The following is a 25,216-nucleotide window of genomic DNA, read 5'->3' as shown; positions in this document are numbered from 1 at the left end:
ACATGCGATGATTCACCTGTGATCGCTCAGCCCGGGATCACGCAGATCCCGACGTCGGCGAAGGCCGGGGGCGGCTCGCCGCCGACGCCCTCGTAGAACGACACGCACTCGGCGCCCTCGCCGGTGCACTGCGGATCGGAGATGTCGCAGAACGAGATGCAGCAGGCGCTGATGTCCTGATCGCACTCGAGCGCCGAAGCCGAGCCCCAGCACAGGAGGCCCGGGTCGCACACGTTGCTGAACTGGCACGGGTCGAACTCCTGGCCCTCCTCGAACGAGTACTCGGCCAGGCACACGAACCGCTGGCCGTTGCTGGCCCAGTCGGGCAAGCAGCCCTGGCCGTCGGGGCAGTCCTGCAGCAGCGGGTCGCAGCCCTGCAGGCACACGTGCGCGATGCCGGGGACCCAGAACACGCAGATGTCGGCCGAGCCCGGGCAGTCGTAGGCGTCCTCGTTGCCGGTGCACAGGGCCACACACTGGCCGGTGTTGTTGTCGTGGTTGATGTTCCAGCAGGCCAGGCCGTAGTCGCAGTCGTCGACGCCGCTCCACCAGCCGTCCTCGACGTTGCACGGGTCGCCGACCTTGCCGGGGTTCTCGGTCACCGGGGTGCACTTGTTGCCGGTGAACGCGGGCTCGCCCTCGGGCGCGAAGGCCATGCACTTGTAGCCGTCCGGGCAGTCCTGCAGCCACGGGTCGCACATCGACGCCTCGCCGTCGGTCATGCTGCTCGTCGGGTCTTCGACGGTGGTGCTGCCGGTCGTCCCGCTGGAGGTCGGGGCGGCGGTGCTGGAGTCACTGGTGTCGCTGGTCGAGGTCGACGGGTCCTCCGTCGTCGTCGGGGTCCCGGTGGCTTTGGAAGTAGAGTCGGAGCAACCGGCGAGCAGCACGGCGCAGAACAGGGTGATGAATCGGGCGGACTTATGCATCATTTTCTCCGAGGTATGGGCAAGTCATTGCGGATGACGAGCTCGAACCAGCAAGCGACAGGCGCGCAGCGTAGCAAGACCACGGCGCTCCGCTCGTCGCCGCCTCGCAACCGGACTCACACCGGCGTTCGCCGAACATGGCCGGTCGCGGTCGGTCCCGTCACGAGAAAGCACGCGCCCTGGAGTCGGGGTCACGCGATAGCAGTGCACCTCGCGGGCAGAACGATCTCGCCCTCGTGAAAGTTCGCGAACGAACACGCTCGGGGCGCTGATATCCTCCGGCCTCACCCCATGCCGTGGACCCCCCATAACACCGCTCCGATCGTCCAATTCGCCGCCGCGCCGCGCTCTCCCGCGCTGCGGGTCTTCGCCGGCAAGCCGCACGCGCTGGCGTTCCTCGCCGACGGCTCGCTCGTCGTCGGTTCGAGCCAGGGCATCACCCTGCACGACCCCGCAGCCCCCTCGCCGCCGCGCGCGGCCGTCGAGGGCATCGGCGGGGTCGAATGGATGGTGGCCCACCCCGACGGCGAATCGGTGGTGGCGGCGGTCCGCGAGCCGCGAGGGCGCGCAGTCGTGCGCGTGTGGCCAGGGTCGGGGCGCGTGGTCTCATTGGTGCCAGCGCCGATCCCCGGCTACCAGTTCTGCGGCGCGCTCGCACCCGACGGCGCGCGCGTGTACTGGCGCCGCAGCGGCCCGGCGCCGGTGCTCTACACCGTCGACGCGCTCACGGGCGCGGTGCTCCGCGAGCTCGAGCTGCCGCAGGAGGCGAACCGCGCCGGCGCGCTGGCGGTCCGCCGCGACGGCGCGGTGTACATGCAGGGCAACAAGATGCTCGTCGTCCACCCCGACGGCCGGGCCGAGCCGCGCGCCGACAGCCCGTTCTTCATGGCGCCCGAGCCGTTGTTCGTGGCGGACGACGGCGGCCTGGTCGGCACCCGCGGGGAGCGCGTCGGCTTCAAGGACGGCGCGTTCGTCCACGCCCGCGAGGTGGGGTCGAGCGCCAGGACCGGGACCATCGCGCACGACCGCAGCCGGCTGACGTTTCACGGCGGCCTGGGCGACGTGCAGGTGTGGGACGTCGCGGCCGAGAGCCCGGTCTTCGCGGTCACGCAGCCGAGCACGATCGGCACGCATCCGGGCTGGCGCGGCCAGGCGGCGGCCTCCAGCGCCAGCCACGTAGCGGCGATCGACTTCCGCGACGCCGGCGTGACGATCTGGCAGATGGACCGCCCGGAGCAGCCGAGCGCCAGGCTGATGGGCTACAGCCGCGGCCTGCGGCGCGTGATGGTGCACGGCGGGGCGCTGACGGTGCAGCACACGCAGTCGTCGAACTACATCGATTCGGTGCAGGAGATCGAGCTGGCGAGCGGGGCGACGCGGATGCTCGCGCGCACGCTCGTCCACGACGTCGCCCGCACGCGCGACGGTCAGCGCCTGCTGGTGCTGCACGAACAGGGGCCGAGTATGCCGCTGGTGGTGGCGGTGCTCGACGCGGCCGGCGAGGCGCTCGAGTCGGTCGAGGTCCAGCGCGCTGCCGGCGAGGTGACCGTGGCGCCGGGTGGAGCGACGTGGGGCGTCATCTCGCACTCCTATCCGGCCCAGCTGCGCGCCGAGCCGACCTGCCACGGGCAGTGGCGCGCGTTCGGGGCGACGAAGTGGGCCAAGAACGTCAAGCTCAAGGGACGCTTCCCGCGGCTGGCGCTGGCCGACACTGCGGCGGCGGTGATGGCCGACGAGCAGCTGGAGGTCGTCGGCATCCCCAAAGGGAAGTCGCTGCTGTCGACGCCGATCGCCAAGGGCGGGCGCGGGGTGGCGCTCAGCCCCGACGGCGCGTTCGCGGCGGTGGCCTCGTTCGCCGGGCCGCGGCTGGTCCGCGTCGCCACGGGGGCGGTGACCGAGCTGACGCCGGAGCTGCCGGGCGAGCGGAGCTCGGCGATCAGCCTGTGCTTCACGGACGAGTGGCTGTTCGTCGGCTATGACTCGGGCGCGATCACCCAGCACCGCGTGCCCGGCGGCGAGCAGGTCGCGGCGCTCCACGGCCACACCGACGAGGTGCTGGCCCTGACGTGGGCCGACGGGGCGCTGTGGAGCGCGTCGGAGGACGGCACGGTGGTGCGCTGGGGCGAGCTCGGATGAGCTGTCCCGAAGGACATGCTCGTGGCGGGTCGCGGCGATCGAGGATGTCCCGAAGGACAGTCGCGGGCGAGGAGGGTCTTTGCGGCCGGTCTGGGCGCACCGTCGCGCGAGCAGATGGCGTCATGATGTCCCTCGAAACATGTCGACTCGGTGCCCTGTGCAGCGAGTCGCGGGCTCACCCGCTGCCGAGGTCGTTCGCGTGGGCGTGGAACACCTTCGCCAGATCTTTGAGGCCGACCGGCTTGGTGAGGTGGTGGTCGAAGCCGGCGGCGAAGGTGGCCTGGCGATCGGCCTCGAGCCCGTAGCCGGTGAGCGCGACGAGGATCGGCGGTCGCTCGCTCGACTGGCGCGCCCGCACGCGCCGCGCCACTTCATGACCGTCGAAGCCGGGCAGGCCGATGTCGATCAGCGCGATGCGCGGGGCGAACTGCAAGATCCGCTCGACCCCCGACGGACCGTCGGCCGCCTCCTCCACCTCGTGGCCCGACAGCTCCAGCAGCTTGCGCAGCATCTCGCGCCCGTCCTTGTTGTCCTCGACGACGACGATCCGCTGCGGCGGCACCTTGGTGCGCGCGAGCTTCGCGGCCGGGCGCGCGACCGTGCTGGCAGCGTGGCGCGGCAGGCGGACCAGCAGGCGGCTGCCCTGGTGCTCGCCCTGGCTGAAGGCCTCGACCGAGCCGTGGTGGAGCTCGACCAGCTGGCGCACGAGGGTGAGGCCGAGGCCGAGGCCGCCCTCGGCGCGATGGGCGTCGCGGTGGCCCTGGACGAACAGGTCGAAGGCGTTGCGCAGCAGCTCGGGGCTCATGCCGATGCCGCTGTCGCTGACCTCGAGGGCGACGATGTCGTCGGAGACGTCGACGCGGACGGCGATCGTGCCGTCGGTCGGGGTGAACTTGAGGGCGTTGCCGATCAGGTTGTCGAGGATCTGCCGCAGCCGCTGCGGGTCGGCCTGGACCAGCGCGGGGTGGGTCTCGCAGGTGACGCCGTGAAGGAGGAACTTGCCGGCGGTGCGCAGCGAGGCGACGTGGTCGCGGGCGAGCTCGCCGAGGTCGACGGTCTGGAGGTCGAGGCGGATCTTGCCGGCCACGACGCGGCCGACCTCGAGCAGGTCGTCGACCAGGTGCTTCAGGTGCGTGGCCTGCTGGGCGATGATGGCCCGCGCCCGCCCCGACTCGGACGGCTCCTGCTGGAGCACGTCGAGCGCCATGGTGATGACGTTGAGCGGGTTTCGCAGCTCGTGGCCGAGCATGGCCAAGAATTCGTCCTTGGCCTGGTTGGCGCGCTGGAGGTCGAGGAAGAGCTGGGCCCGCTCGCGCTCGGCGCGGGCGTTCTCGGTGATGTCGCGGGCGATCTTCGAGGCGCCGATGATGCGCCCGGTGCGGTCCTTGATCGGCGAGACCGTCAGCGAGATGGCGACGAGCTGGCCGTCCTTGCGCCGCCGCACCGTCTCGAAGTGATCGACGAGCTGGCCGGCCCGGATCTTGGACAGCACCATCTTCTCCTCTTCGATCCGGTCCTCGGGGATGATGAGGGTCACCGGCCGGCCGATCGCCTCCGCGGCCGTGTAGCCGAAGATCCGCTCGGCCGCCGAGTTCCACGAGGTGATCATGCCGTCGAGCGTCTTGCTGACGATGGCGTCGTGCGAGTTGTCGACGATCGCGGCCAGACGGGCGCGCGATGCCTCCAGCTGCTCGAGCTGATCCATACTGCTGGGATCGTGCATGCTGATCGTCAGTGTCGTAGGTCCCGCGTCGCCTCGCAACGTCGTCGACTGCTGTCGTGAGGTCGTCGCCCACCCGCGCGAGCCCCTCGCGGTGAACGGTGGACGAACCACGCTTCGGGAGCTGCGGTGCGAGGTGCATCGCGAGTGTCGCATCGGATCGCTGTGGCTGAGTTCGGTCAGGCGGTCGGCGTTCATGCCGCACGCACGCGCGGGCGGACGCGGCGCCGGCCGCTGACGCCTCGCAGCGCGGAAAGAGCTCGCGCGGCCGGGGCGCGGCGATCGGTCGGAGACGTCGGCGAGGTTCGCACAGGTGGCCGAAGGGACATGCGGGCCCGCTGTCACGATCGTCGCGGACTCACGATCGCGAGCGCACGCGCAGCGAGCCCAGGTACGAGGGGTCGATCGCGCGAGGGGCCGGTGTACCTGCAACCTCGGTGAGACGACCACGGCCGGACCTGCAGCCGGTGCCGAGCGTCACGACGACGGCGAGCGCGACGCGCGGGCGCGGCCGCAGGGCGTGGCGTCGTCGGTGTGGGATACCTGCACGAGCGCGCGAGTCTGCGCGCGGCGGCGGCGGGCTCGGCTGCGGTATGGTGGAGGTCTTGAGCGAGGCGACTGCAGGCGATCCGTTTCGGCCCTTCGTCGTCGAGGTCGACGACGGGGCGCGGCTGGTGCTGTCGCGCGGCCGGAGCCGCTCGGAGTGGGCGCTCCGCGTCGGCCTGTATTCGCTGGTGCTGCTGCTCGTCGGCCTGGAAGTGCTGATCGCGTACGTGATGCTGACGCACGCCGACTCGCTGGGCGTCGTGCTGCAGGGGCTCACGTACGGCGTCACCCTGTACATCATCCTGCGGGTGGCGCTGTTCGGGTTCCTCTTCGAGGGGCCGCGGCGCGTCGTGGTCGTCCGCGGCGAGCTCGAGCTGGTGTACCGCGGGGCGGTGCGCCGGATCAGCGAGCCGGTGCTGGGGCCGGTGGCGATCGTCGCGCGCAGCACCGAGGAGGTGACGAAGCACGGCGACGTCAGCCGCTGGCTCGCACTCGAGGTGCGGACCTACGCGCGGACGGTCGCGCTCTGGTCGCTGCGCCTCGACCCGCCCGGCGAGTCGACGCGCGAGGCGGCGGCTAGCGAGGCGGCCGCGCTGCTGGCGGCGCGGCTGGGCGTGCCGCTCGAGCTCGACGTCCCGCCGTCGGTCCGCAGCGAAACCGGCGGGTGATTCCTCCGGCCTCGGCGTGTTTTCGCCGCGTCAGGGGTTACTCCGAGGGGACGGAGTGCCTGGCTTTTGGGACATATGCGACGAACGCGGCGCGTGGGCAGCGGATGACGACGGATGCTCGGATGAAGACGACGCGGCGAGCGCTCGGTCGTGGTGGCGCGGCGCGGAGGGTGGGGACTTCGCGGATCGGCGCCGTCGCAGACGATCGCGTAGCGACGTGAGTCGGCGACGAACTCGACGATCGCGCGAAAATCACCGGCGCAGACCTGTCGTGGCGGGGGAATTGACGGGCTGTGCGCGGCGCGGACGGCGGCGCGGAGCTTCACGCGCCAGTCGCGTCTGTGCCATATTGCGCGGCCGACGATGCCGGACCGGCTGTCTCCCCCTTCGTCCCGAGCCCACGCCGCGCTTCGCCTGCGCGAGCGCCTGCCCGCGTTCGTCGAGCTGTTCGACGGCGCCGAGATGCTGGTGGAAGAGCTGGCCGAGCTGCTGGAAGCGACCGACGAGGCGGCCCCGGCCGACGCCGCCAGCGGTCACGGAGCCGGGCGCGCGCGCGAAGACGCCGGGCCCGAGGCGCTCGCCCGCGAGTTCGCGACGCTGCGCCGGGCCGTCGCGGGACACCTCGACCCGGCCGATCGCGAGGGCGAGGTCGGCGAGGCGCTGCACGAGCTGCTCGACCGCCAGTACGCGGCCGCCATGGCGACGCTGCTGCGCGAGCGCGAGGCCCAGCTGCTGGAGATGGTGGCCCACGACATCAGCAACCCGCTGATGAACATCTGCCTGTGCCGCGATTACCTCACCGGGCTCGGCGGCGGCTCGCCGGAGCAGGAGATGGTGAGCGAGATGCTTCAGAGCGCGTCGCAACGGCTGCAGGACGTGACGCGCGGGCTGCACGAGGTGGCGGACCTGCGCGGGAGCCCGGAGCTGCTCGAGCGGACGCCGCTCGACATGGTGGAGCTGGTGACGGAGGCGGTGGGCCGGGCGTCGTCGACGTCGGCGCGGAAGGTGCGGATCGAGCAATCGCTGCAGCTGGGCGAGGCGTCGGTGCTCGGCGATCACGAGCGCCTGGTCCGGGCCGTCGGCAGCGCGCTGCAGTCGGCGCTGCGGGCCGCCGGCGGGGACCGGGCGGTGACGCTGCGCGGCGAGGTGGCCGGCGGGGAGATCGTGCTGCGGGTGAGCGACGTGATCGCCGACCTCGGCCGGCCGTCCCTGGCCCGCCGCCGGACCACGACCGAGCTGTTCGTGGCCCGCAGCATCGTCGAAGCCCACGGCGGCCGGCTGTGGCACGAGCCGTCGCCGGCCGGCGGCGGCATGACCCTCGCCATCGGGCTGCCCGTAGCGACCGCGCCGGGTGGGTGAGGCCGCTCGGCTGTCCGAAGGGGCAGGTCGCGCGGCGGCGAACGAGGCGGGTTCGGCTGTCCGAAGGGGCAGGTATGGCTCGCGGACGAGGCGGGCTCGGCTGTCCGAAGGGGCAGGTATGGCGGGCGGGCGGGCGAGGCGGACTCGGCTGTCCGAAGGGGTATGTCGTGACCGGCGGATGGTCGAGGCCGCTCGGCTGTCCGAAGGGGCAGGTAGCGTCGTCGCCGAGCGAGGCGGGCGCGAATATCCGAAGGGGCCCATCGCGAGCTGCGGATGGTCGAGGACGATCGTCTGTCCTAAAGGGCATGTTCGTCGCGGGGCGAGCGAGGTGGACTAGGCTGTCCGAAGGGTCATGTATGAACATGGGCCAGGTCGCCGGCGGCTGTCCGAAGGGGCAGGTCTCGCCGCGGGCGAGCAGGACGCGCTCGGCTGTCCCAACGGTCACGTAGGGCCGGGCGAGCGGCTGTCCGAACGGTCAGGCGCCCGGGCGGTCGAGTCCGCCCGGTTCGGGGCGTATGGTCTGGCCGCGGGCGGGCTCGGCTGGCCGAGCGGTCATGTCTCGAATTCGCCGGCCTGCGGGGGGCGCAGCAGCGTCTTGAGCTTGGCGAGGCCGACCGGCTTGATCAGGTGGGCGTGGAAGCCGCTGGCTTGCGAGCGCTGGCGGTCCTCGGTGCGGCCGTAGCCGGTGAGGGCGACGAAGCGGGTCTCGGCGAACTCCGGGCGGGTCCGCAGGTCGGAGACCACGCCGTAGCCGTCGAGCAGCGGCAGGCCGATGTCGCACAGCACCAGCTGCGGCACGAAGGCGAGCGCCGTGGCGATCCCGCTCGGGCCGTCGGCGGCGGTCTGGACCTTGTGGCCGAGCATGCCGAGCAGGGCCGCCAGGAGCTCGGCGGCGTCGCGGTTGTCGTCGATGACGAGCACGCGCAGGCTCGGACCCGCGGCCGCGGCCTTGTCGACGCGCGGCGCCTCGGGCCCGGCGCGCTCGCCGTTCCACAGCGGCAGCCGGACCACGAACTCGCTGCCGAGCCCGGGGCCGTCGCTGTGCGCCTCGGCCTGGCCGCCGTGGATGGTGACCAGCCGCTTGACCAGCGCGAGGCCGATGCCGAGGCCGCCCTGCGAGCGGTCGAGCGAGCGGTGGACCTGCGTGAACAGGTCGAACACCTCGGCCAGCATCTCCTGCGGGATGCCGATCCCGCTGTCGCGCACGCGGACGACGGCGCGGCCGTCCTCGTACTCGAGGCGCACGCCGATCTCGCCGCCGATCTCGGTGTACTTGGCGGCGTTGTTGACGAGGTTGCCGATGACCTGGGCGATCCGGGTCGCATCGGCGCGCACCCACACCGGCTCGGGCGGACAGGCGAATTGGAGCCGGTGACGCTTGGCGTCGACCGCCGGGCGGCTGGTCTCGATGCCGCGCAGCACCGCGGCGCCGAGGTCGATGCGCTCCATCTGCAGCTGGATCTTGCCGGTGTTGATGCGCGACACCTCGAGCAGGTCGTCGACCAACCGCGTGAGCTGCTGGACCTGGCGCTCGATGACGTCGCGGCATTGATTGGCCAGCGGGTCGTCGAGCGCCTGCAGGTTCATGATCTCGAGCGACGACTGGATCGGCGACAGCGGGTTGCGCAGCTCGTGGGCCAGCATCGCCAGGAACTCGTCCTTGCGGCGGTCGACGGCCTGGAGCTCGCTCGCGCGCCGCCGCAGCTCGTCCTCGGCCTCGCGCAGGGAGGTGATGTCGGTCAGCGTGATCACCACCCCGAGCCGCTCGCCGCCGGCGACCACCAGCGGACCGGCGCCCAGCATCAGCTCGGCTCGCTTGCCGCCGGGCCGGTCGAAGCTGACCTCGAGGCCGCGCAGCGGCTCGCCGCGCCACACCGCGTCGAGGTCGACGCGCTTGCCGGGGGCGTCGTGGCGCGACAGCGCGAACACCTGCTGGAACCGCTGGAACAACGGGTTGGCGCCGCACAGGTCGTGCGCCGCCCGGCTCGCGCGCAGGACGGTGCCCTCGATGTCGCACACGACCACTGCGTCGGCGACCTGCTCGAGGATCGCCCGCGCGGTCGCCTCGTCGGCGATCAGCCGCTCGCGCCGCTTCTGCTCGCTGAGGTCGACGACCAGCAGACACACGCCGGCGACGCCCTCGTGCAGCGCCCGCACGCCGAGGACGATCGGCAGGCGCTCGCCGTCGGCGCGCCGCAGCATCACTTCGCTCTCGGTCAGCGCGGCCAGGCCGTCGCGCAGCAGCGCCTCGAACACCGGCAGGCCCGGCGGGTCGATGTGCTGCTGCAGCGGCTGGCCGAGGATCGCCTGCCGCTCGCGGCGCAAGAGGCGCGCGAACTGCGTGTTGCAGGCGAGCACGACGCCGTCGATCGTCAGCGCGGCGGAGGCGTGGTGCATCTGATCGACGAGCAGCCGGTAGGGCTTGTCGGCGGCGTCGAGGGTGAACACGCGCGGCGGCTCGGCGTCCTCGGCGTGGCTGATGATGAGGGCGTCGACCTCGCCGCCCTGGATCGCGCGGATGGTCTCCTGGGCCTCGGCGAGGCGGATGCGCAGCTCCTCGAGCTCGCGCTGGGCGGCGGCGAGGGCGTCGCTCACGGCGTAACCCCCGCGGCCCGCCGGCGGGGACGAGGGAGCTGGCCGAAGAGACAGGTGTTCGTGCAGACGCCCGCGGCGGGGCGGGCGCGGCGTGCCTGGTCGGAGGGACAGGCGCGAGCGGGTGGGGCGGTGAGGCGATGGGTCATGGCGTGGAAGCAGGCACCAGCTGCAGGCCGACCAGCGCCTTCTCGAGGTTCGACAGGTCGCCGATGACGCGGCGGATCGGGTCGGGCAGCTTGCGGACGAGCGTCGGGATGGCGACGATCTCGTCTTGCTTGGCCAGCTTCGGGTGTTTGTGCAAGTCGATGACCTCGATCCGGTAGCGGCCGGCCAGGTGCTCCTCGCAGATCCTCTGGAGGTTCTGCAGCGCTTGCATCGATTTTGGGGTCTGACCGGCCACGTACAGCCGCAGCTCCCACACATCAGGGTCAGGGGACCCCGGGCGTACCTCGTGCTCGCTGTTCATGCCGTCTCCTCCTCTTCTTTGTCACCTTCGGCGCGGCGACTCTGGGCCATGCCGAGGCGGTCGTCGGACAGCCGTCGGTCGACGGCCTCCTCTGCGGACAGCAAGAGCTCGAGCTCGAGCTCCTCGCTCTCGGCCTCGGCCCGCAGCGCGGCGATCTGAGCGCTGAGCGCCTGGCGCCTGCGCTCGATCTCCCGCCGCTTGCGCGCGATGGCCTGGCGGCGGGCCTCGGCGGCCTCGCGCTCCTTGGCCTCCTGGGCCAGGCGCATCGAGCCGGTCAGCACGCCCTCGGGGCCGACGTAGACGTCGCGCAGCTCGACGCCGTGGCTGGTGAGTACGAACTCGCGGACCTGGTTGGAGTGGGCTGTGCCGCGCGACTTCAGGACGTGGAGGCCGCGGTTGCGCTCGCCGCCCAGCTCGACGTCGCGCAGGAGGATCCACGTGTCGATCAGCGACGAGACGTTCTGCTCGGTGGCCTCGAGGAACCCCTTGCCGCCGCTGACCAGGCTGACGAACACCGCGGTGGTCTGGCGGCTCTTGAGGTAGTCGACCAGGCGCAGCAGCATGGCGTGGGCCTCGCCCGCGGTGCCGACGGCGACAAAGTTGCTGATCGGGTCGATGCAGACGAGCTGCGGGTCGAACTCGCGGATGTGCTTGAACATCGTCGCCAGGTGCATCTCGAGCCCGTGAAAGGTGGGGCGCGTCGAGACGAAGTGGAGCATCCCGTTGGCGAACCAGGGCGCGAGGTCGAGGCCGATCGACCGCATGTTGCGGAGCACCTGCTGCGGCGACTCCTCGAACGAGTAGTAGAGGCAGCGCTCGCCGCGCTGGCAGCAGGCGGCGGCCATGTGGGCGGCGATGCTCGACTTGCCGGTGCCGGCGGTGCCCGACAGCAGCACGCTGGTGCCGCGGTACACGCCGCCGGCGAGCATGGTATCGAGCCGCTCGATGCCGGTCGACACGCGCTCGGTCGAGGCGACGTGGTCGAGCTTGAGCGAGCTCAGCGGCAGCACCGAGAAGCCGTCGCTGTCGATGAGGAACGGGTACTCGTTGGTGCCGTGGTGGGTGCCGCGGTACTTGATGATCCGCAGCCGCCGCGTCGACACCTGGTCGTGCATGCGGTGGTCGAGCTGGATCACGCAGTCCGACACGTACTCCTCGAGGCCCTGGCGGGTGAGGGTGCCGTCGCCGCGCTCGGCGGTGATGACGGCGGTGACGCCCCGGTCCTTGAGCCAGCGGAACAGCCGCCGCAGCTCGGAGCGCAGGATCGCCTCGTTGTCGAAGCCGCCGAACAGGGTCTCGAGCGTGTCGAGCACGACGCGCTTGGCGCCGATGGTGTCGATCGCCAGGCCCAGGCGGATGAACAGGCCCTCAAGGTCGAACTCGCCGGCCTCCTCGATCTCGCTGCGCTCGACGTGGATGTGCTCGACCGCCAGCTTGTCGCGCGCGGCCAGGTCCTCGAGGTCGAAGCCGAGCGAGCGCACGTTGGCGGTCAGGTCGTCGGGCGTCTCCTCGAAGGCGAAGAACACGCCGGGCTCGTCGAACTCGGTCGCGCCGCGGACCAGGAACTCCATCGCCATCAGCGTCTTGCCGCAGCCGGCGCTGCCGCACACGAGCGTCGGCCGCCCCCGCGGCAACCCGCCCCCGGTGATGTCGTCGAGGCCGTTGATCCCCGTCCGGGCCTTGGGGATGCTCAGGCGTTCGGTGGCGGTGCTTCCGATCATCGTGGTTGCCGTCTCGCGGGGCGTGCCGAGCGCAGTCGGCAACGGCCAGTTTAGGGTGACGGATGGACAAGCGGCAACCTGGAAAGTCGGCCGAGCGGACTCGGCTACGTCACGTCGGGCCAGGCGGGCCGGGATGACGGCGACGGCGCCGTCATTTCTTCGTTGCCGGGCTCAAGAACGGCGCGCGCCGCCGGTGTCCCCTCGCCGCGATCGCTCGCGCGGCGAACTCGTACGTGAGGGACATGGCCCAGCTTGCTGGCCTGATCGCAAGCCCTCCGGCCGAGGGTTTTGCCGGACAAAAAGCCGCGAGCCGGGCGCCCCGCGGTGGGGGCGTCCGGCTCGTGGACGGGGGTCGTCAGAGGGTCCAGAGGAACTCTTACATGAGCTGGCGGCGCTCGAACTCCGAGCGGAGCTTGCGCAGCGCCTGCTCCTGCAGCTGACGGATGCGCTCGCGCGAGAGCGAGTAGTTGGCGCCGATCTCCTTGAGGGTGAGCTCGGGCTCGCCGTCCAGGCCGACGCGCTTGCGGAGGATGTCGGCCTCCATCGGCGACAGCTTCTCGAACACCTCGAGCAGGGCGTCCTGCAGCAGGGCGGAGTCCATCAGCTCGTAGGGGGTGGCCTGGCTGGCGTCGACGAGGGTGTCGGCGAGGCTGCTCTCACCGTCGCGGGTGGCCGGCAGCGAGAGGCTGAGCGGCTGGTCGATGAGCGACCAGCTCATCCGCTGGATGCGCTCCATGCTGATGCCGGTGGCCGAGGACAGCTCCTCGTCGGTCGGGGTGCGGCCGTACATGACCTCGTACTCGCGGCGGGCGCGGTTGACCTTCTTGCAGGCGTCGATCATGTGGAGGGGCAGACGGACGCTGCGGTCGGTGTCGACGATGGCGCGGGTGATGGCGTAGCGGATCCACCAGGCCGCGTAGGTGGCGAAGCGGCAGCCGCGGGTGGGGTCGAAGCGGTCGACGGCCTTCATCAGGCCCATGTTGCCGTCCTGGATGAGGTCCTGCAGCGGGATCGAGCTGCGGGCGAAGCGGCGGGCGATGGCGACGACGAGGCGGAGGTTCGAGCGCACGAAGGCGTTCTTGGCCAGCATCACCGCGTTGTGGGACTTGCGGGCGGCGGCGACGTAGCGGACGAAGGGGGCGCTGTCGCGGTAGGGCGGCTTCACCTTCATGTTGGTGGCGACGCCGCGGTCACCCTCGAGGCCGGTGAGGTCGGCGAGGATGGAGTCGGCGACGACGCTGTCGACGTCGGCGAACACCAGGCGATCGATGAGGGCGTTGCGCGCGGCGTTGAAGGCCTCCTCGTGGCTCTTCAGGACGCGGTCGCGGAGGGCCCGCGAGGTCTTCTCGACCGCCTCGAGCACGGCCGGCGGGACGGCCTCGGCCGACAGGCGCTCGGCGATCAGGGCACAGATGGCCGAGACGAACGGCGGGTAGGCGAGGAAGGCGGCCCACATGGCCTTCTTCAGCTCGATCAGACGCGTGGCCGCGGCCATCTCCTCGTCCTTCCCCATCACCGTGACATCGGCGAGTTCGCGGAAGTACCGCGCGGTCGTCGCACCAGCGATCGGCGCATTGAACGAGCAATCATTCCCGGAAGTGGTGATTCGATTCAGCATTGTGGACCCCTCGTCTGACCTCCAATAGATTCGCAATGATCAGATAAAGAGGACGTAAAGAAGAGGGGGTATTCGCATCAAGATCTCATAAAGAACGCTGTTAAGCGCGGCATATACGCGGTTTTTCTTCGACTTTACTCGACTTTGTCCGACTGAGACCTCGTTTCGTGATGGCCAAAAATAGGGCTAAAACCGATCTTGTCATCAGGTATAACCTTAAAATAGTGTGAACAATGCCTTCGAAAGGCCCGACTCGAGGGGAACGAGATCGCGGCGACGGTCGGCGAGTCACCACATTTGCGAATGGGGGGTGGCCGTCGGGCCGAATGGTCGGAGCGGCTGGAACGGCCCGGACGGGCCCCCAGGGCCGCGTAAATGGCTGTTTCGGTCCGCGGGCCTGCGCTGAGGGCGAGGCCGGCGGACGCGGCGGTGGTGCGCCCCGCGCAGCGGGCGAGGACCGCCGCTGAGCTCGTCGAGGCGGAGAGGGGCGGCCGTGAACGCGACGGTATCGCTCGCGGCAGAAAATGCGGTGCGGGTAGCGAGACGGGCGTGACGACGGTGATGCGCCGCGAGGTCGCGCGGCTGCTGCCGGCGGGCGAACGGTGCAGCAGCGGGGAACTCTCGCGCGGGGACGCGTCGCTCGCAGCGAGGTGCGGGCGGTGACGTCGTGTCAGCGCTGCGTCGCTCGTCGTGCGACGGTCGGAGTCGAGGCCGGACGCCGCGCGAGAAGGTGCGGACGGTGACGTCGTGACAGCCGTGTCGCTCGTCGTGGGGCGGTCGAGGTTCGATGCCGTCGGACGTCGCTCGAGAGGTGTCGCTCGTCGTGGGGCGGTCGAGGTTCGATGCCGGCGGACGTGGCTCGAGAGGTGTCGCTCGTCGTGGGGCGGGCGAGGGTCGATGCCGTCGGACGTCGCTCGAAGTGTCGGCGTGACGTCAGGTCAGCGTCGCGACGCTCGTCGAGGGGCGGTGATGCGTGTCGCTCGAAGCGAAGGTGACGCGGCGTCAGCGTCGCTCGTCGTGCGAGGAGGTCGCTCGCGGCGAGGCGTCGGCTCGCGCGGCCGAGAGTGCAGTCGTCGCGGGTGCTACGCGGGGGGGCGTCGCGGCAGGTGGACGTGCATCAGGTTGCCGCCGGCGTCGCTCGACTCGAACGCGATCGTCCCGCCGTGGGCGAGCACCAGCTGGCGGGTGACGAACAGGCCGAGGCCGAGGGCGCGGGCGCCGTGGCGGCGGGCGGGGTCGGTGCGGCGGAACGGCTCGAACACCGAGTCGCGCACGCTCTCGGGGACGGCGGGGCCGAGGTTGTGGACGGTCAGCTCGACTGCGTCGGGCGCGTCGCCGACGGCGCGCACGGTGATCGCGGTGCCGGGCGTGCCGTGATCGATGGCGTTGCCGACCAGGATGGTGACGACCTGCAGCAGGCGATCGAAGTCCCACGTGCCGCGCAGGTCGCCGACGGCGTCGAAGCGGACCCGCGTCTTGCCGTTCGGCAGCTCCTCGATCGCCTGCTCGACGATCTCTCGCAGGTCGGCGGCGACCGGGCTGACCGCGATCCCGTGGCCGAGCCGCACTTGCGTCAGGTCGAGCAGCTGCTCGATGAGGCGACCCATGCGCTCGCCGCTGGCGAGCACGCGCTCGAGCGGGGTGCGGACCGGCTCCTCGCGCGCGCGCAGGAGGGCCAGCTGGGCCGAGACCATCATCGCGTTCAACGGGTTGCGCAGGTCGTGGCCGAGGATCCCGAGCATCATCCCGCGGAAGGCCTCGATGTCCTTGCGCTTGTGAATGTCGGCGGCGACGCCGACCCACTCGAGCCGCTCGCCGCGCCCGTCGGTCACCGGCGCGGCGCGCAGCAGCGTCCAGGCGTGCTGACCGTCGGGGCGCGGCAGACGGACCTCGAGCTCCCACGCGGCGTCGCCGGCCAAGGCGGCGCGCACGGCCGCCTCGACGTGCTCGCGGTCGTCGGCGTGCACGCCGGCGAGCAGGCCGCGCTCCGACCATTGCTCGCGGCTCACGCCGGTCAGCGCGCGGAAGCCCGGCGAGTCCTCGAGCGGGCGGGAGCCATCGGGCGCCAACCGCCACACGGTCTGACCGGTCGCCTGCGCCAGCGCGGCGAAGCGTCGCTCGGCGGCGCGGGTGTCGTCGTCAGCGGTGCGGCTCATCGCGGGCTCCTCATCGGCGCTCCAGCAGCTTGCGCAGCGCCTCGCGCAGCGCGCCGAGGTCGATCGGCTTGCGCAGCACGATCGCCCCGCCGGCCTCGACGCGGCGCTCCGCGGTCACCAGCAGCACGGGGATCGGCGCCAGGCGAGGGTCGCGGGCCTTGGCCTCGCGGAACTCCTGGCCGCCCATGCGCGGCATCTTGAGGTCGAGGACGATCACGGCCGGCAGCGGCGTGGCGGGCGCGGCGAGCAGCTCGAACGCCTCGACGCCGTCAGCGGCGGCCAGCACGCCGTAGCCCTCGTCGACCAGGAAGTCGCGCAACGACTCGCGGACCATCTCGTCGTCGTCGACGACCAGCACGAAGTCCTTCGGCGTCGCCGTCGCCGGGTTCTGCCCCGGCGTCTCCGAGCGGCGCTGACCCTCGGCCAGCATCCACTTGTCGACCTCCGACAGCTTCAGCTTCCACAGCTTGCCGATCTTCTGCGCCGGCAACCCGCGGCGCTCGATCCAGCGGTAGATCGAGTCCTTGCGCACTCCGAGGTGCGCGGCGACCTCGTCGATCGACGCCCACGGCTCCGAGCGCGGATCGTCGTCGCGGGGAGGGCGAGGCGGTGCGGCCATGCGCAAGATTGCTACCGCGGACACGGAATTCCCTCAATAGTCGTGAAAACACGGTACTGAAGTGCGGCAATGACGCGGGCGCAGCCGCGCCGGTCCCGGGCGAGCGGACGGACGTCCGAGGCTGTCTCAGGAGACAGGAACCGAGGCCTGTCTCTCAGGACATGTCGGGGGCCCCGGGCGCGCGGGCAGGCGGGGTCAACCGACGCTCTTGCGCCCGGCGCTGCGGTGTTGGTCCATCAGCCGGCTCAGCTTGGCGAAGTTGACCGGCTTGACCAGGTGGGCGTCGAAGCCGGACTGCTGGGTCCGCGTACGCACGTCCTCCTGGCCCCACCCGGTGACTGCGATCAAGAGCACGTCTTCGGCCCACGGCTGCGAGCGGATCCACGAGGCGGCGCCGAAGCCGTCGAGCTTCGGCATGCCGAGGTCGAGGAAGATGACCTCGGGGCGGAATCGGTCGGCGGCGTCGATGCCCTGCAGGCCGTCGTAAGCGGTCTCGACGATGTTGCCGCTCACCTTGAGCAGGCCGGCCAGGCTGAGGGCGGCGTCGACGTTGTCGTCGACCACGAGCACCTTGCGGGCCGTGGGGCTCGGGGCCGGGGCCGCCTGGGTCGCCGGGGCCGGCTCGGCGGCGGTCTCGCGGCGCAGCAGCGGCAGCTTGACGGTGAACTCGCTGCCCTTGCCGGGGCCCTCGCTGTGGGCAGCGACCGAGCCGCCGTGCAGCTCGACCAGGCGGCGGACCAGCGCCAGGCCGATGCCGAGGCCGCCCTGGGCCTGGTGGACGGTGCGGTCGACCTGCGTGAACAGCTCGAACACCTTGGGCAGCATCTCGCCGGAGATCCCGGTGCCCGAGTCGGCGACGCGGATCAGCACCAGCGCGTCGGGGCCAGCGAGCTCGACGGTGAGGCGGATCTGCCCGCCCTCCGGGGTGTACTTGGCGGCGTTGTTGAGGAGGTTGCCGACGACCTGGGTCAGGCGCGTGCGGTCGCCCTCGATCCAGATCGGGTCGTCGGGCGCGCTGACGGCGATCTGATGGCGGCGGGCGTCGATCAGCGGGCGGGTCGTCTCGAGCGCGCGGCTTATCACCGCCGCGACCTCGAGCGGGGCGCTCTGCAGCTTGATCTTGCCCTGGGTGATCCGCGAGACGTCGAGCAGGTCGTCGACGAGGCGGTGCAGCTGCTCGGTCTGGCGCTCGATCACGTCGCGGCACCAGCGGATCTCGGGGTCCTCGATCTCCTTGACGCCCATCAGCTCGACGGCGCTGTGGATCGGGGCCAGCGGGTTGCGCAGCTCGTGGGCCAGCATGGCCAGGAACTCGTCCTTCTGGCGGTCGGCCTCGCGCAGCTGCTCGTGAGTGTGCCGCAGCGCCTCCTCGGCCCGCAGGCGCTCGGCGACCTCGGCGGCGAGGGTGCGGTTGGCCTCGGCCAGGCCGGCGTTGGCCCGCTCGAGCACCGCGTTGAGCTGCTCGAGCTCGCGGGTCTTCTCGGCCTGCAGGGTGGTGTTGGCCAGCGCGAGCTGGGCGTTGGCCTGCTCGAGCTCGCGGTTGGCTCGCACCAGCTCCTGGCGCTTGAGGTGCAGCTCGACCAGCACCGAGACCTTGCCGCGCAGGATCTCCGGGACGATCGGGACGTAGACGTAGTCGACCGCGCCGAGCTCGTAGCCGCGGAGGGCGTCGAGGTCGGTGATGTTGTGGCCGGTGACGAAGATGATCGGCGTCCGCTCGAACCGCGGGTGCTGGTGGATCATCGCCGCGGTCTCGAAGCCGTCCATCTCCGGCATGCTGACGTCGAGGAGGATGACGGCGAACTCCTCGCGCAGCAGCTTCTGCAGCGCCTCGACGCCCGAGGACGCGCGCACCAGGTTCTGCTCGAGCGGCGCGAGGATGGCCTCGTAGCTGAGCAGCCGGGCCGGCTGGTCGTCGACGAGGAGGATGTTGACTCGGTCGCGCGCGGTCATGACGACAACCTCCGTCACCTGTGGAGCCAGATCCGCAGCAAGGACAGCAGCTGCTCGGTGTTCACCGGCTTGGCGATGTAGTCGGACGCGCCGGCCTCGAGGCACTTCTCGCGGTCGCCCTTCATCGCCTTGGCGGTGAGGGCGATCATGGGCAGGCGCCGGAGCCCGGGATCTTTGCGGATCCGCCGCATCGTCTCGTAGCCGTCCATCTCGGGCATCATGATGTCCACGAGGGCCAGCGCCAAATCCGGGGAGGATTTGACGATGTCGATGGCCTCCTGGCCGGTCGAAGCGCTGATGACGCGCATGCCCTGGCGCTCGAGCAGGGACGACAGGGCGAAGATGTTGCGCACGTCGTCGTCGACCACGAGGACCCGCTTGTTGACGAGCACCTCGTTGTTGTCGTGGAGCCGCTCGATCATCCGCTGCTTGTTGAGCGGCAGCGCAGTGATGTCGCGGTGGAGCACCAGCGCCGTCTCGTCGAGCAGGCGCTCGGGCGACTGCACGTCCTTGAGGACGATGCTCTTGGCGACCTTGCGCAGCTGGCTCTCCTCGGCCGGCGACAGCTCCTTGCCGGTGAACACGACGACCGGCAGGTCGCGCATGGTCGGCTCGTGCTGCAGGCGGGACAGCAGCTCGAAGCCGGACATGTCGGGCAGGCGCAGGTCGAGGACCACGCAGTCGAACGGGCGCTCGCGCAGGGCGACCAGGGCGGCCGAGCCGCTGTCGACGGCGGTGATCTTCACGTCGTCGTGGCCGAGCAGCTCGGACAGGCTGCGGCGCTCGACCGCGTCGTCCTCGACGATCAGCAGCTCGCGCGGCGTCTTGTTGGCGAACCGCTTCATGCGGTCGAACGCGGCCGCGAGGCTGTCGCGCGACAGCGGCTTGTTGAGGTAGGTGAAGGCGCCGCGCTCGAGCACGTGCTGGCGCTCGTCGTCGAGCGTCAAGATCTGCACCGGGATGTGCCGGGTCGCCGGGTTCTGCTTGAGCTGGCTCAGCACCGCCCAGCCGTGGACGTCGGGCAGGAAGATGTCGAGCGAGATCGCGGTCGGGCGGTACTGGATCGCCAGGCCGACGGCGTCGGCGCCGCGCAGGGTGACGAGGCCCTTGTAGCCGCGCTCGCGCGCCACCTCGAGCAGGAGGTGGGCGAAGTGCGGGTCGTCCTCGACGATCAGCAGCGAGTTGTCGCCGGGGCTCAGGAGGTCGCGGTCGTCGACGATCTGGGTGGTGTGGACGGGCGAGTTGGCGGCCGGGGCGGTCAGGGCGTGGTGCTGCGGCCGCTGCGGGAGCTTGCTGGCGGCCGGGCCCTGGTACTGCAGCGGCAGGTAGAGGGTGAAGGTGCTGCCGCTGCCGATCACGCTGTGCAGCTTGATCTCGCCGCCGAGCAGGCCGGCGAGCTCGCGGCTGATCGCCAGGCCGAGGCCGGTGCCGCCGTACTTGCGGGCGGTGCCGGCGTCGGCCTGCTGGAACGCCTCGAAGATGATGCGCTGCTTCTCCGGCGGGATGCCGATGCCGGTGTCGCTGACCGAGAACGAGACCACCCCAGGCGCGCTGCTGAGGACCGGGTGCTCGGGGTTCCAGCCGCTGGCGACCAGCTTGACCTCGAGGCGGACGCCGCCGCGCTCGGTGAACTTGAAGGCGTTCGACAGCAGGTTCTTGAGCACCTGCAGCAGGCGCTTGGGGTCGGTGGTGATCGCCCGGCCGATGTTGGCGGCGAAGTCGGTGGTGAGGGTGAGGCCGCGGTTCTCGGCCTCGTGGCGGAAGTTGCGCTCGACGGTGTCGCGCAGGCTGGAGAACGGCAGCTCCTCGGAGTCGACGGTGACGGTGCCCGACTCGATCTTCGACAGGTCGAGGATGTCGCTGATCAGGTTGAGCAGGTCGGTGCCGGCGCCGTGGATCGTCTTGGCGAACTCGACCTCGCGCTCGTTGAGGTTGTGCTCGATGTTGTCGGCGAGCTGCTGGCCGAGGATCAGGATGCTGTTGAGCGGCGTGCGCAGCTCGTGCGACATGTTGGCGAGGAACTCGGACTTGTAGCGCGAGGTCAGCGCGAGCTCGGCCGCTTTCTCCTCGAGGGCGCGGCGGGCCTGCTCGATCTCCTGGTTCTTGCGCTCGACCTCCGCGTTCTGCTCGGCCAGCAGCTTGGCCTTCTGCGCCAGCTCCTCGTTGGTCTGCTGCAGCTCCTTCTGCTGCGCCTGCAGCTCGCCGGCCAGCTGCTGCGACTGCATCAGCAGGCCCTCGGTGCGCATGGTCGCCTCGATGGTGTTGATGACGATGCCGATGCTGCCCGTGAGCTGCTCGAGGAAGGCCAGGTGCGAGGCCGTGAACTCGCGCAGCGAGGCGAGCTCGATGACCGCCTTGACCTGGCCCTCGAACAGGACCGGCAGGACGATCACGGTGCGCGGGCGGGCGGTCAGAAGGCCCGAGCTGATGACCACCGACTCGTCGTTCACCTGCGACAGCAGGATCCGCTGGCGCTCGAACGCGCACTGGCCGACCAGGCCCTCGCCGACGGCGTACTGGCGCGGGTTCTTGGGGTCGCGGGCGTCGGCGTAGCTGGCCAGCTGGGACAGCGCGGCCTCGCCGTTCAGGCCGTCCATGACGTACATGACGCCCTGCTGGGCGTCGATCAGCGGCACCAGCTCGGACAGGAGGCGCTGGCCGACCGTGATCAGGTCGCGCTGGCCCTGCATCATGCGCGTGAAGCTGGCGAGGTTGGTCTTGAGCCAGCCCTGCTCGTTGTTGCGCTCCGTGGTGGCGCGCAGGTTGTCGATCATCGCGTTGATGTTGTCCTTGAGGTCGGCGACCTCGCCGCGCGCGTCGACCTGGATCGAGCGGGTCAGGTCGCCCTTGGTCACGGCGGTGGCGACCTCGGCGATGGCGCGGACCTGGGTGGTCAGGTTGGCCGCCAGGAGGTTGACGTTGGCGGTCAGGTCCTTCCAGGTGCCGGAGGCGCCGGGCACGTTGGCCTGGCCGCCGAGCCGGCCCTCGACGCCGACCTCGCGCGCGACCGAGGTGACCTGGTCGGCGAAGATGGCGAGCGTGCCGGTCATGTTGTTGATCGTGGTCGCCAGCGCCGCGACCTCGCCCTTGGCCTCGACCGTGAGCTCCTGGCGCAGGTCGCCGTTGGCCACCGCGGTCACGACCTTGACGATGCCGCGCACCTGGTTGGTCAGGTTGGCGGCCATGACGTTGACGTTGTCGGTGAGGTCCTTCCAGGTGCCGGCGACGCCCTTGACCTGGGCCTGACCGCCGAGCTTGCCCTCGGTGCCGACCTCGCGGGCGACGCGGGTCACCTCGGCCGCGAACGCGTTGAGCTGGTCGACCATCGTGTTGATGGTGTCCTTGAGCTGGAGGATCTCGCCCTTGACGTCGACGGTGATCTTCTTCGACAGGTCGCCGCGGGCGATCGCGGTGGTGACCTCGGCGATGTTGCGGACCTGCGAGGTCAGGTTCGACGCCATCGAGTTGACGTTGTCGGTCAGGCCCTTCCACGCGCCGGCGACCCCGGGCACCTGGGCCTGGCCGCCGAGGATGCCCTCGGTGCCGACCTCGCGGGCGACGCGGGTCACCTCGGCGGCGAAGCCGTTGAGCTGGTCGACCATCGTGTTGATGGTGTTCTTGAGCTCGAGGATCTCGCCCTCGACGTCGACGGTGATCTTTCTGGAGAGGTCGCCGCGGGCGACGGCGGTGGTGACCTCGGCGATGTTGCGCACCTGCGAGGTCAGGTTCGACGCCATCGAGTTGACGTTGTCGGTGAGGTCCTTCCAGGTGCCGGCGATCCCGGGCACCTGGGCCTGGCCGCCGAGCTTGCCCTCGGTGCCGACCTCGCGGGCGACGCGGGTCACCTCGGCGGCGAAGCCGTTGAGCTGGTCGACCATCGTGTTGATGGTGTTCTTGAGCTCGAGGATCTCGCCCTTGACGTCGACGGTGATCTTGCGCGAGAGGTCGCCGGTGGCGACGGCGGTGGTGACCTCGGCGATGTTGCGCACCTGCGAGGTCAGGTTGGAGGCCATCGCGTTGACCGAGTCGGTGAGGTCCTTCCAGGTGCCTGCGACGCCGGGTACCTGGGCCTGACCGCCGAGCTTGCCCTCGGAGCCGACCTCGCGGGCGACGCGGGTCACCTCGCTGGCGAAGCCGTTGAGCTGGTCCACCATGACGTTGATGGTGTTCTTGAGCTCGAGGATCTCGCCCTTGACGTCGACGGTGATCTTTCGAGAGAGGTCGCCGCGGGCGACTGCGGTGGTGACCTCGGCGATGTTGCGCACCTGCGAGGTCAGGTTCGACGCCATCGAGTTGACGTTGTCGGTGAGGTCCTTCCAGGTGCCGGCCACGCCGGGCACCTGGGCCTGACCGCCGAGGTTGCCCTCGGTGCCGACCTCGCGGGCGACGCGGGTCACCTCGGCGGCGAAGCCGTTGAGCTGGTCGACCATCGTGTTGATGGTGTTCTTGAGCTCGAGGATCTCGCCCTTGACGTCGACGGTGATCTTGCGCGAGAGGTCGCCGCGGGCCACGGCGGTGGTGACGTCGGCGATGTTGCGGACCTGCGAGGTGAGGTTCGACGCCATCGCGTTGACGTTGTCGGTGAGGTCCTTCCAGGTGCCGCCGGCGCCCTTGACCTGGGCCTGACCGCCGAGCTTGCCCTCGGTGCCGACCTCGCGGGCGACGCGGGTGACCTCGGCGGCGAAGCCGTTGAGCTGGTCGACCATCGTGTTGATGGTGTTCTTGAGCTCGAGGATCTCGCCCTTGACGTCGACGGTGATCTTGCGCGAGAGGTCGCCGCGGGCCACGGCGGTGGTGACCTCGGCGATGTTGCGGACCTGCGAGGTGAGGTTCGAGGCGAGGCCGTTGACGTTGTCGGTGAGGTCCTTCCAGGTGCCGGCGACGCCGGGCACCTGGGCCTGACCGCCGAGCTTGCCCTCGGTGCCGACCTCGCGAGCGACGCGCGTCACCTCGGAGGCGAACGAGCGCAGCTGCTCGACCATCGTGTTCAGCGTCTCCTTGAGCTGGAGGATCTCGCCGCGCACGTCGACGGTGATTTTTCTGGACAGGTCGCCGCCGGCGATCGCCGTGGCGACCTCGGCGATGTTGCGGACCTGCGCGGTCAGGTTCGACGCCATCGAGTTGACGTTGTCGGTGAGGTCCTTCCAGGTGCCGGCGACGCCGGGGACCTGCGCCTGACCGCCGAGCTTGCCCTCGGTGCCGACCTCGCGGGCGACACGCGTCACCTCGGCGGCGAAGCCGTTGAGCTGGTCGACCATCGTGTTGATGGTGTTCTTGAGCTCGAGGATCTCGCCCTTCACATCGACGGTGATCTTGCGCGAGAGGTCGCCGCGGGCGACTGCGGTGGTGACCTCGGCGATGTTGCGCACCTGCGAGGTCAGGTTCAGCGCCATCGCGTTGACCGAGTCGGTGAGGTCCTTCCAGGTGCCTGCGACGCCCGGGACGATCGCCTGACCGCCCAGCTTGCCCTCGGAGCCGACCTCGCGGGCGACGCGGGTCACCTCGGAGGCGAACGAGCGCAGCTGGTCGACCATGGTGTTGATCGCCTCCTTGAGCTGGAGGATCTCGCCGCGGACGTCGACGGTGATCTTGCGCGAGAGGTCGCCGCTGGCGACTGCGATGGTCACCTCGGCGATGTTGCGCACCTGGGCGGTCAGGTTGCCCGCCATCGAGTTGACGTTGTCGGTCAGGTCCTTCCACACGCCCGACAGGCCGGCCACCTGGGCCTGGCCGCCGAGCTTGCCGTCGGTGCCGACCTCGCGAGCGACGCGCGTCACCTCGCTGGTGAACACGCTCATCTGGTCGATCATCGTGTTGACGATCGTGGCCGAGCGCAAAAACTCGCCCTGCAGCGGCCGGCCCTCGACGTCGAGCCGCATGGTCTGGGTCAGGTCGCCCTTGGCGACGGCGCCGATGGCCCGGCTCACCTCGGCCGTCGGCCACAGGAGGTCGTCGAGCAGGGTGTTGACGGAGTCCTCCATCTCGCCCCAGGCGCCGGCCCGGTTGTGCCCGCGCACGCGCTGGCGCGTCTGGCCGCGCTTGCCCACGACCTCGCCGATGCGCTCGAGCTCCCCGGCCATGACCCGGTTGGCGACGATGATCTGATTGACGGTGTCGGCGATCTTGCCGCCCAGGCCCGTCCAGTCGCCCGGGAGCTCGGCCGAGAAGTCGCCGTCGCGCACGGCCTGCAGCACGCGCAACAGCTGCCGCTGCTCAGGGGTGCCGATGCCAGTCAAACCAGCGCCGCTCTCGGTCGCGTCCGTGATGGTCATGGTCGAGCTCTCCGCCGCCGAGAGACCCGAAGGCCCCTCGCGTCCCAGGAGGATACGCAGCTTTCGCACGCGCCGTCCCCCTCGATCATGACAGCTACGAAAGGCGCGTCCGCCGCGATGCCACGCGAAAACTTGGGAAGATCCCGCGTGTTACCGCCGGCGAGACGATCGCGCCCGCCGCCGAGCGGACCCCCACAGCGCCGGCTCGGCCCGGGCTGACGACGTGGCGTTCGCACACACCGGCAGCCGCAGGTCGCGGATGTGGGCGGCGAACGGACGCGTCGGGATCACGAGGTGTTTGATGAGACATGTTTGAAGGGACATGTCGTGCGCGGAGCGGCGAGACGCGGCCGCCACGCTCTGACCCGGCGGCCGCGGTCGCGCGCAGGCGAAGCGGCTGGGGGTCGGAGAGGACCGTCGGCGCTCGCGTAAATGTGTGTAGTCCCTGTTCAGGGTTGGCT

13 protein-coding genes are annotated in these 25,216 nt (G+C 70.7%); 3 read left to right on the top strand and 10 right to left on the bottom strand.

Annotated elements, in window-relative coordinates:
- Positions 1 to 26 precede the first annotated feature (26 nt).
- Positions 27 to 929: a hypothetical protein gene (locus OV090_RS42990; RefSeq protein ID WP_267710708.1), complete on the bottom strand. Its 903-nt coding sequence runs from the start codon at positions 927 to 929 to the stop codon at positions 27 to 29.
- Between the two features lie 288 nt (positions 930 to 1,217).
- On the opposite strand from OV090_RS42990, the gene OV090_RS42985 reads away from it, so the two are divergent.
- Complete coding sequence (locus OV090_RS42985) at positions 1,218 to 3,062, top strand: hypothetical protein (RefSeq protein WP_267710707.1); 1,845 nt, start codon at positions 1,218 to 1,220, stop codon at positions 3,060 to 3,062.
- A gap of 175 nt (positions 3,063 to 3,237) precedes the next feature.
- On the opposite strand, the gene OV090_RS42980 is transcribed toward OV090_RS42985, so the two are convergent.
- Positions 3,238 to 4,785, bottom strand: coding sequence for a PAS domain S-box protein (locus tag OV090_RS42980; protein WP_267710706.1), 1,548 nt, complete (start codon positions 4,783 to 4,785; stop codon positions 3,238 to 3,240).
- A 602-nt stretch (positions 4,786 to 5,387) separates the two neighbouring features.
- On the opposite strand from OV090_RS42980, the gene OV090_RS42975 reads away from it, so the two are divergent.
- Both OV090_RS42975 and OV090_RS42970 read left to right on the top strand, forming a co-directional pair.
- Positions 5,388 to 5,996, top strand: a complete 609-nt coding sequence (locus tag OV090_RS42975; protein WP_267710705.1) for a hypothetical protein — start codon at positions 5,388 to 5,390, stop codon at positions 5,994 to 5,996.
- A 363-nt stretch (positions 5,997 to 6,359) separates the two neighbouring features.
- The gene (locus OV090_RS42970) at positions 6,360 to 7,355 is read left to right on the top strand and encodes a HAMP domain-containing sensor histidine kinase (protein WP_267710704.1); all 996 of its coding nucleotides are present in this window, start codon (positions 6,360 to 6,362) and stop codon (positions 7,353 to 7,355) included.
- A 552-nt stretch (positions 7,356 to 7,907) separates the two neighbouring features.
- On the opposite strand, the gene OV090_RS42965 is transcribed toward OV090_RS42970, so the two are convergent.
- The 8 genes from OV090_RS42965 to OV090_RS42930 form a co-directional block, all read right to left on the bottom strand.
- Entirely contained in the window at positions 7,908 to 9,950 is a 2,043-nt protein-coding gene (locus tag OV090_RS42965; protein ID WP_267710703.1) for an ATP-binding protein, read from the bottom strand.
- Positions 9,951 to 10,092: 142 nt separating this feature from the next.
- On the bottom strand, positions 10,093 to 10,416 hold the full coding sequence (locus tag OV090_RS42960) for a circadian clock KaiB family protein (protein ID WP_267710702.1): 324 nt from the start codon (positions 10,414 to 10,416) through the stop codon (positions 10,093 to 10,095).
- Entirely contained in the window at positions 10,413 to 12,137 is a 1,725-nt protein-coding gene (gene kaiC, locus OV090_RS42955; RefSeq protein WP_267710701.1) for a circadian clock protein KaiC, read from the bottom strand. The genes OV090_RS42960 and kaiC overlap by 4 nt, the downstream gene beginning before the upstream one ends.
- 376 nt (positions 12,138 to 12,513) lie before the next feature.
- On the bottom strand, positions 12,514 to 13,755 hold the full coding sequence (locus tag OV090_RS42950) for a sigma-70 family RNA polymerase sigma factor (protein WP_267710700.1): 1,242 nt from the start codon (positions 13,753 to 13,755) through the stop codon (positions 12,514 to 12,516).
- A gap of 1,082 nt (positions 13,756 to 14,837) precedes the next feature.
- Positions 14,838 to 15,911: a PAS domain-containing sensor histidine kinase gene (locus OV090_RS42945; protein WP_267710699.1), complete on the bottom strand. Its 1,074-nt coding sequence runs from the start codon at positions 15,909 to 15,911 to the stop codon at positions 14,838 to 14,840.
- Positions 15,912 to 15,921: 10 nt separating this feature from the next.
- Positions 15,922 to 16,530, bottom strand: coding sequence for a response regulator (locus OV090_RS42940; RefSeq protein WP_267710698.1), 609 nt, complete (start codon positions 16,528 to 16,530; stop codon positions 15,922 to 15,924).
- Between the two features lie 195 nt (positions 16,531 to 16,725).
- Entirely contained in the window at positions 16,726 to 18,483 is a 1,758-nt protein-coding gene (locus OV090_RS42935) for a response regulator (RefSeq protein ID WP_267710697.1), read from the bottom strand.
- Positions 18,484 to 18,497: 14 nt separating this feature from the next.
- A complete protein-coding gene (locus tag OV090_RS42930) occupies positions 18,498 to 24,755 on the bottom strand; it encodes a HAMP domain-containing protein (RefSeq protein ID WP_267710696.1) in 6,258 nt (2,085 codons plus the stop codon).
- Positions 24,756 to 25,216: the final 461 nt, after the last annotated feature.

It is taken from the genome of Nannocystis sp. RBIL2, from assembly GCF_026626745.1.
In the GTDB taxonomy this organism is placed as follows: Bacteria; Myxococcota_A; Polyangia; order Nannocystales; family Nannocystaceae; genus Nannocystis.
Note: the sequence above shows the minus strand (reverse complement) of the source record. Positions and strands in the feature narration are given on the sequence as shown.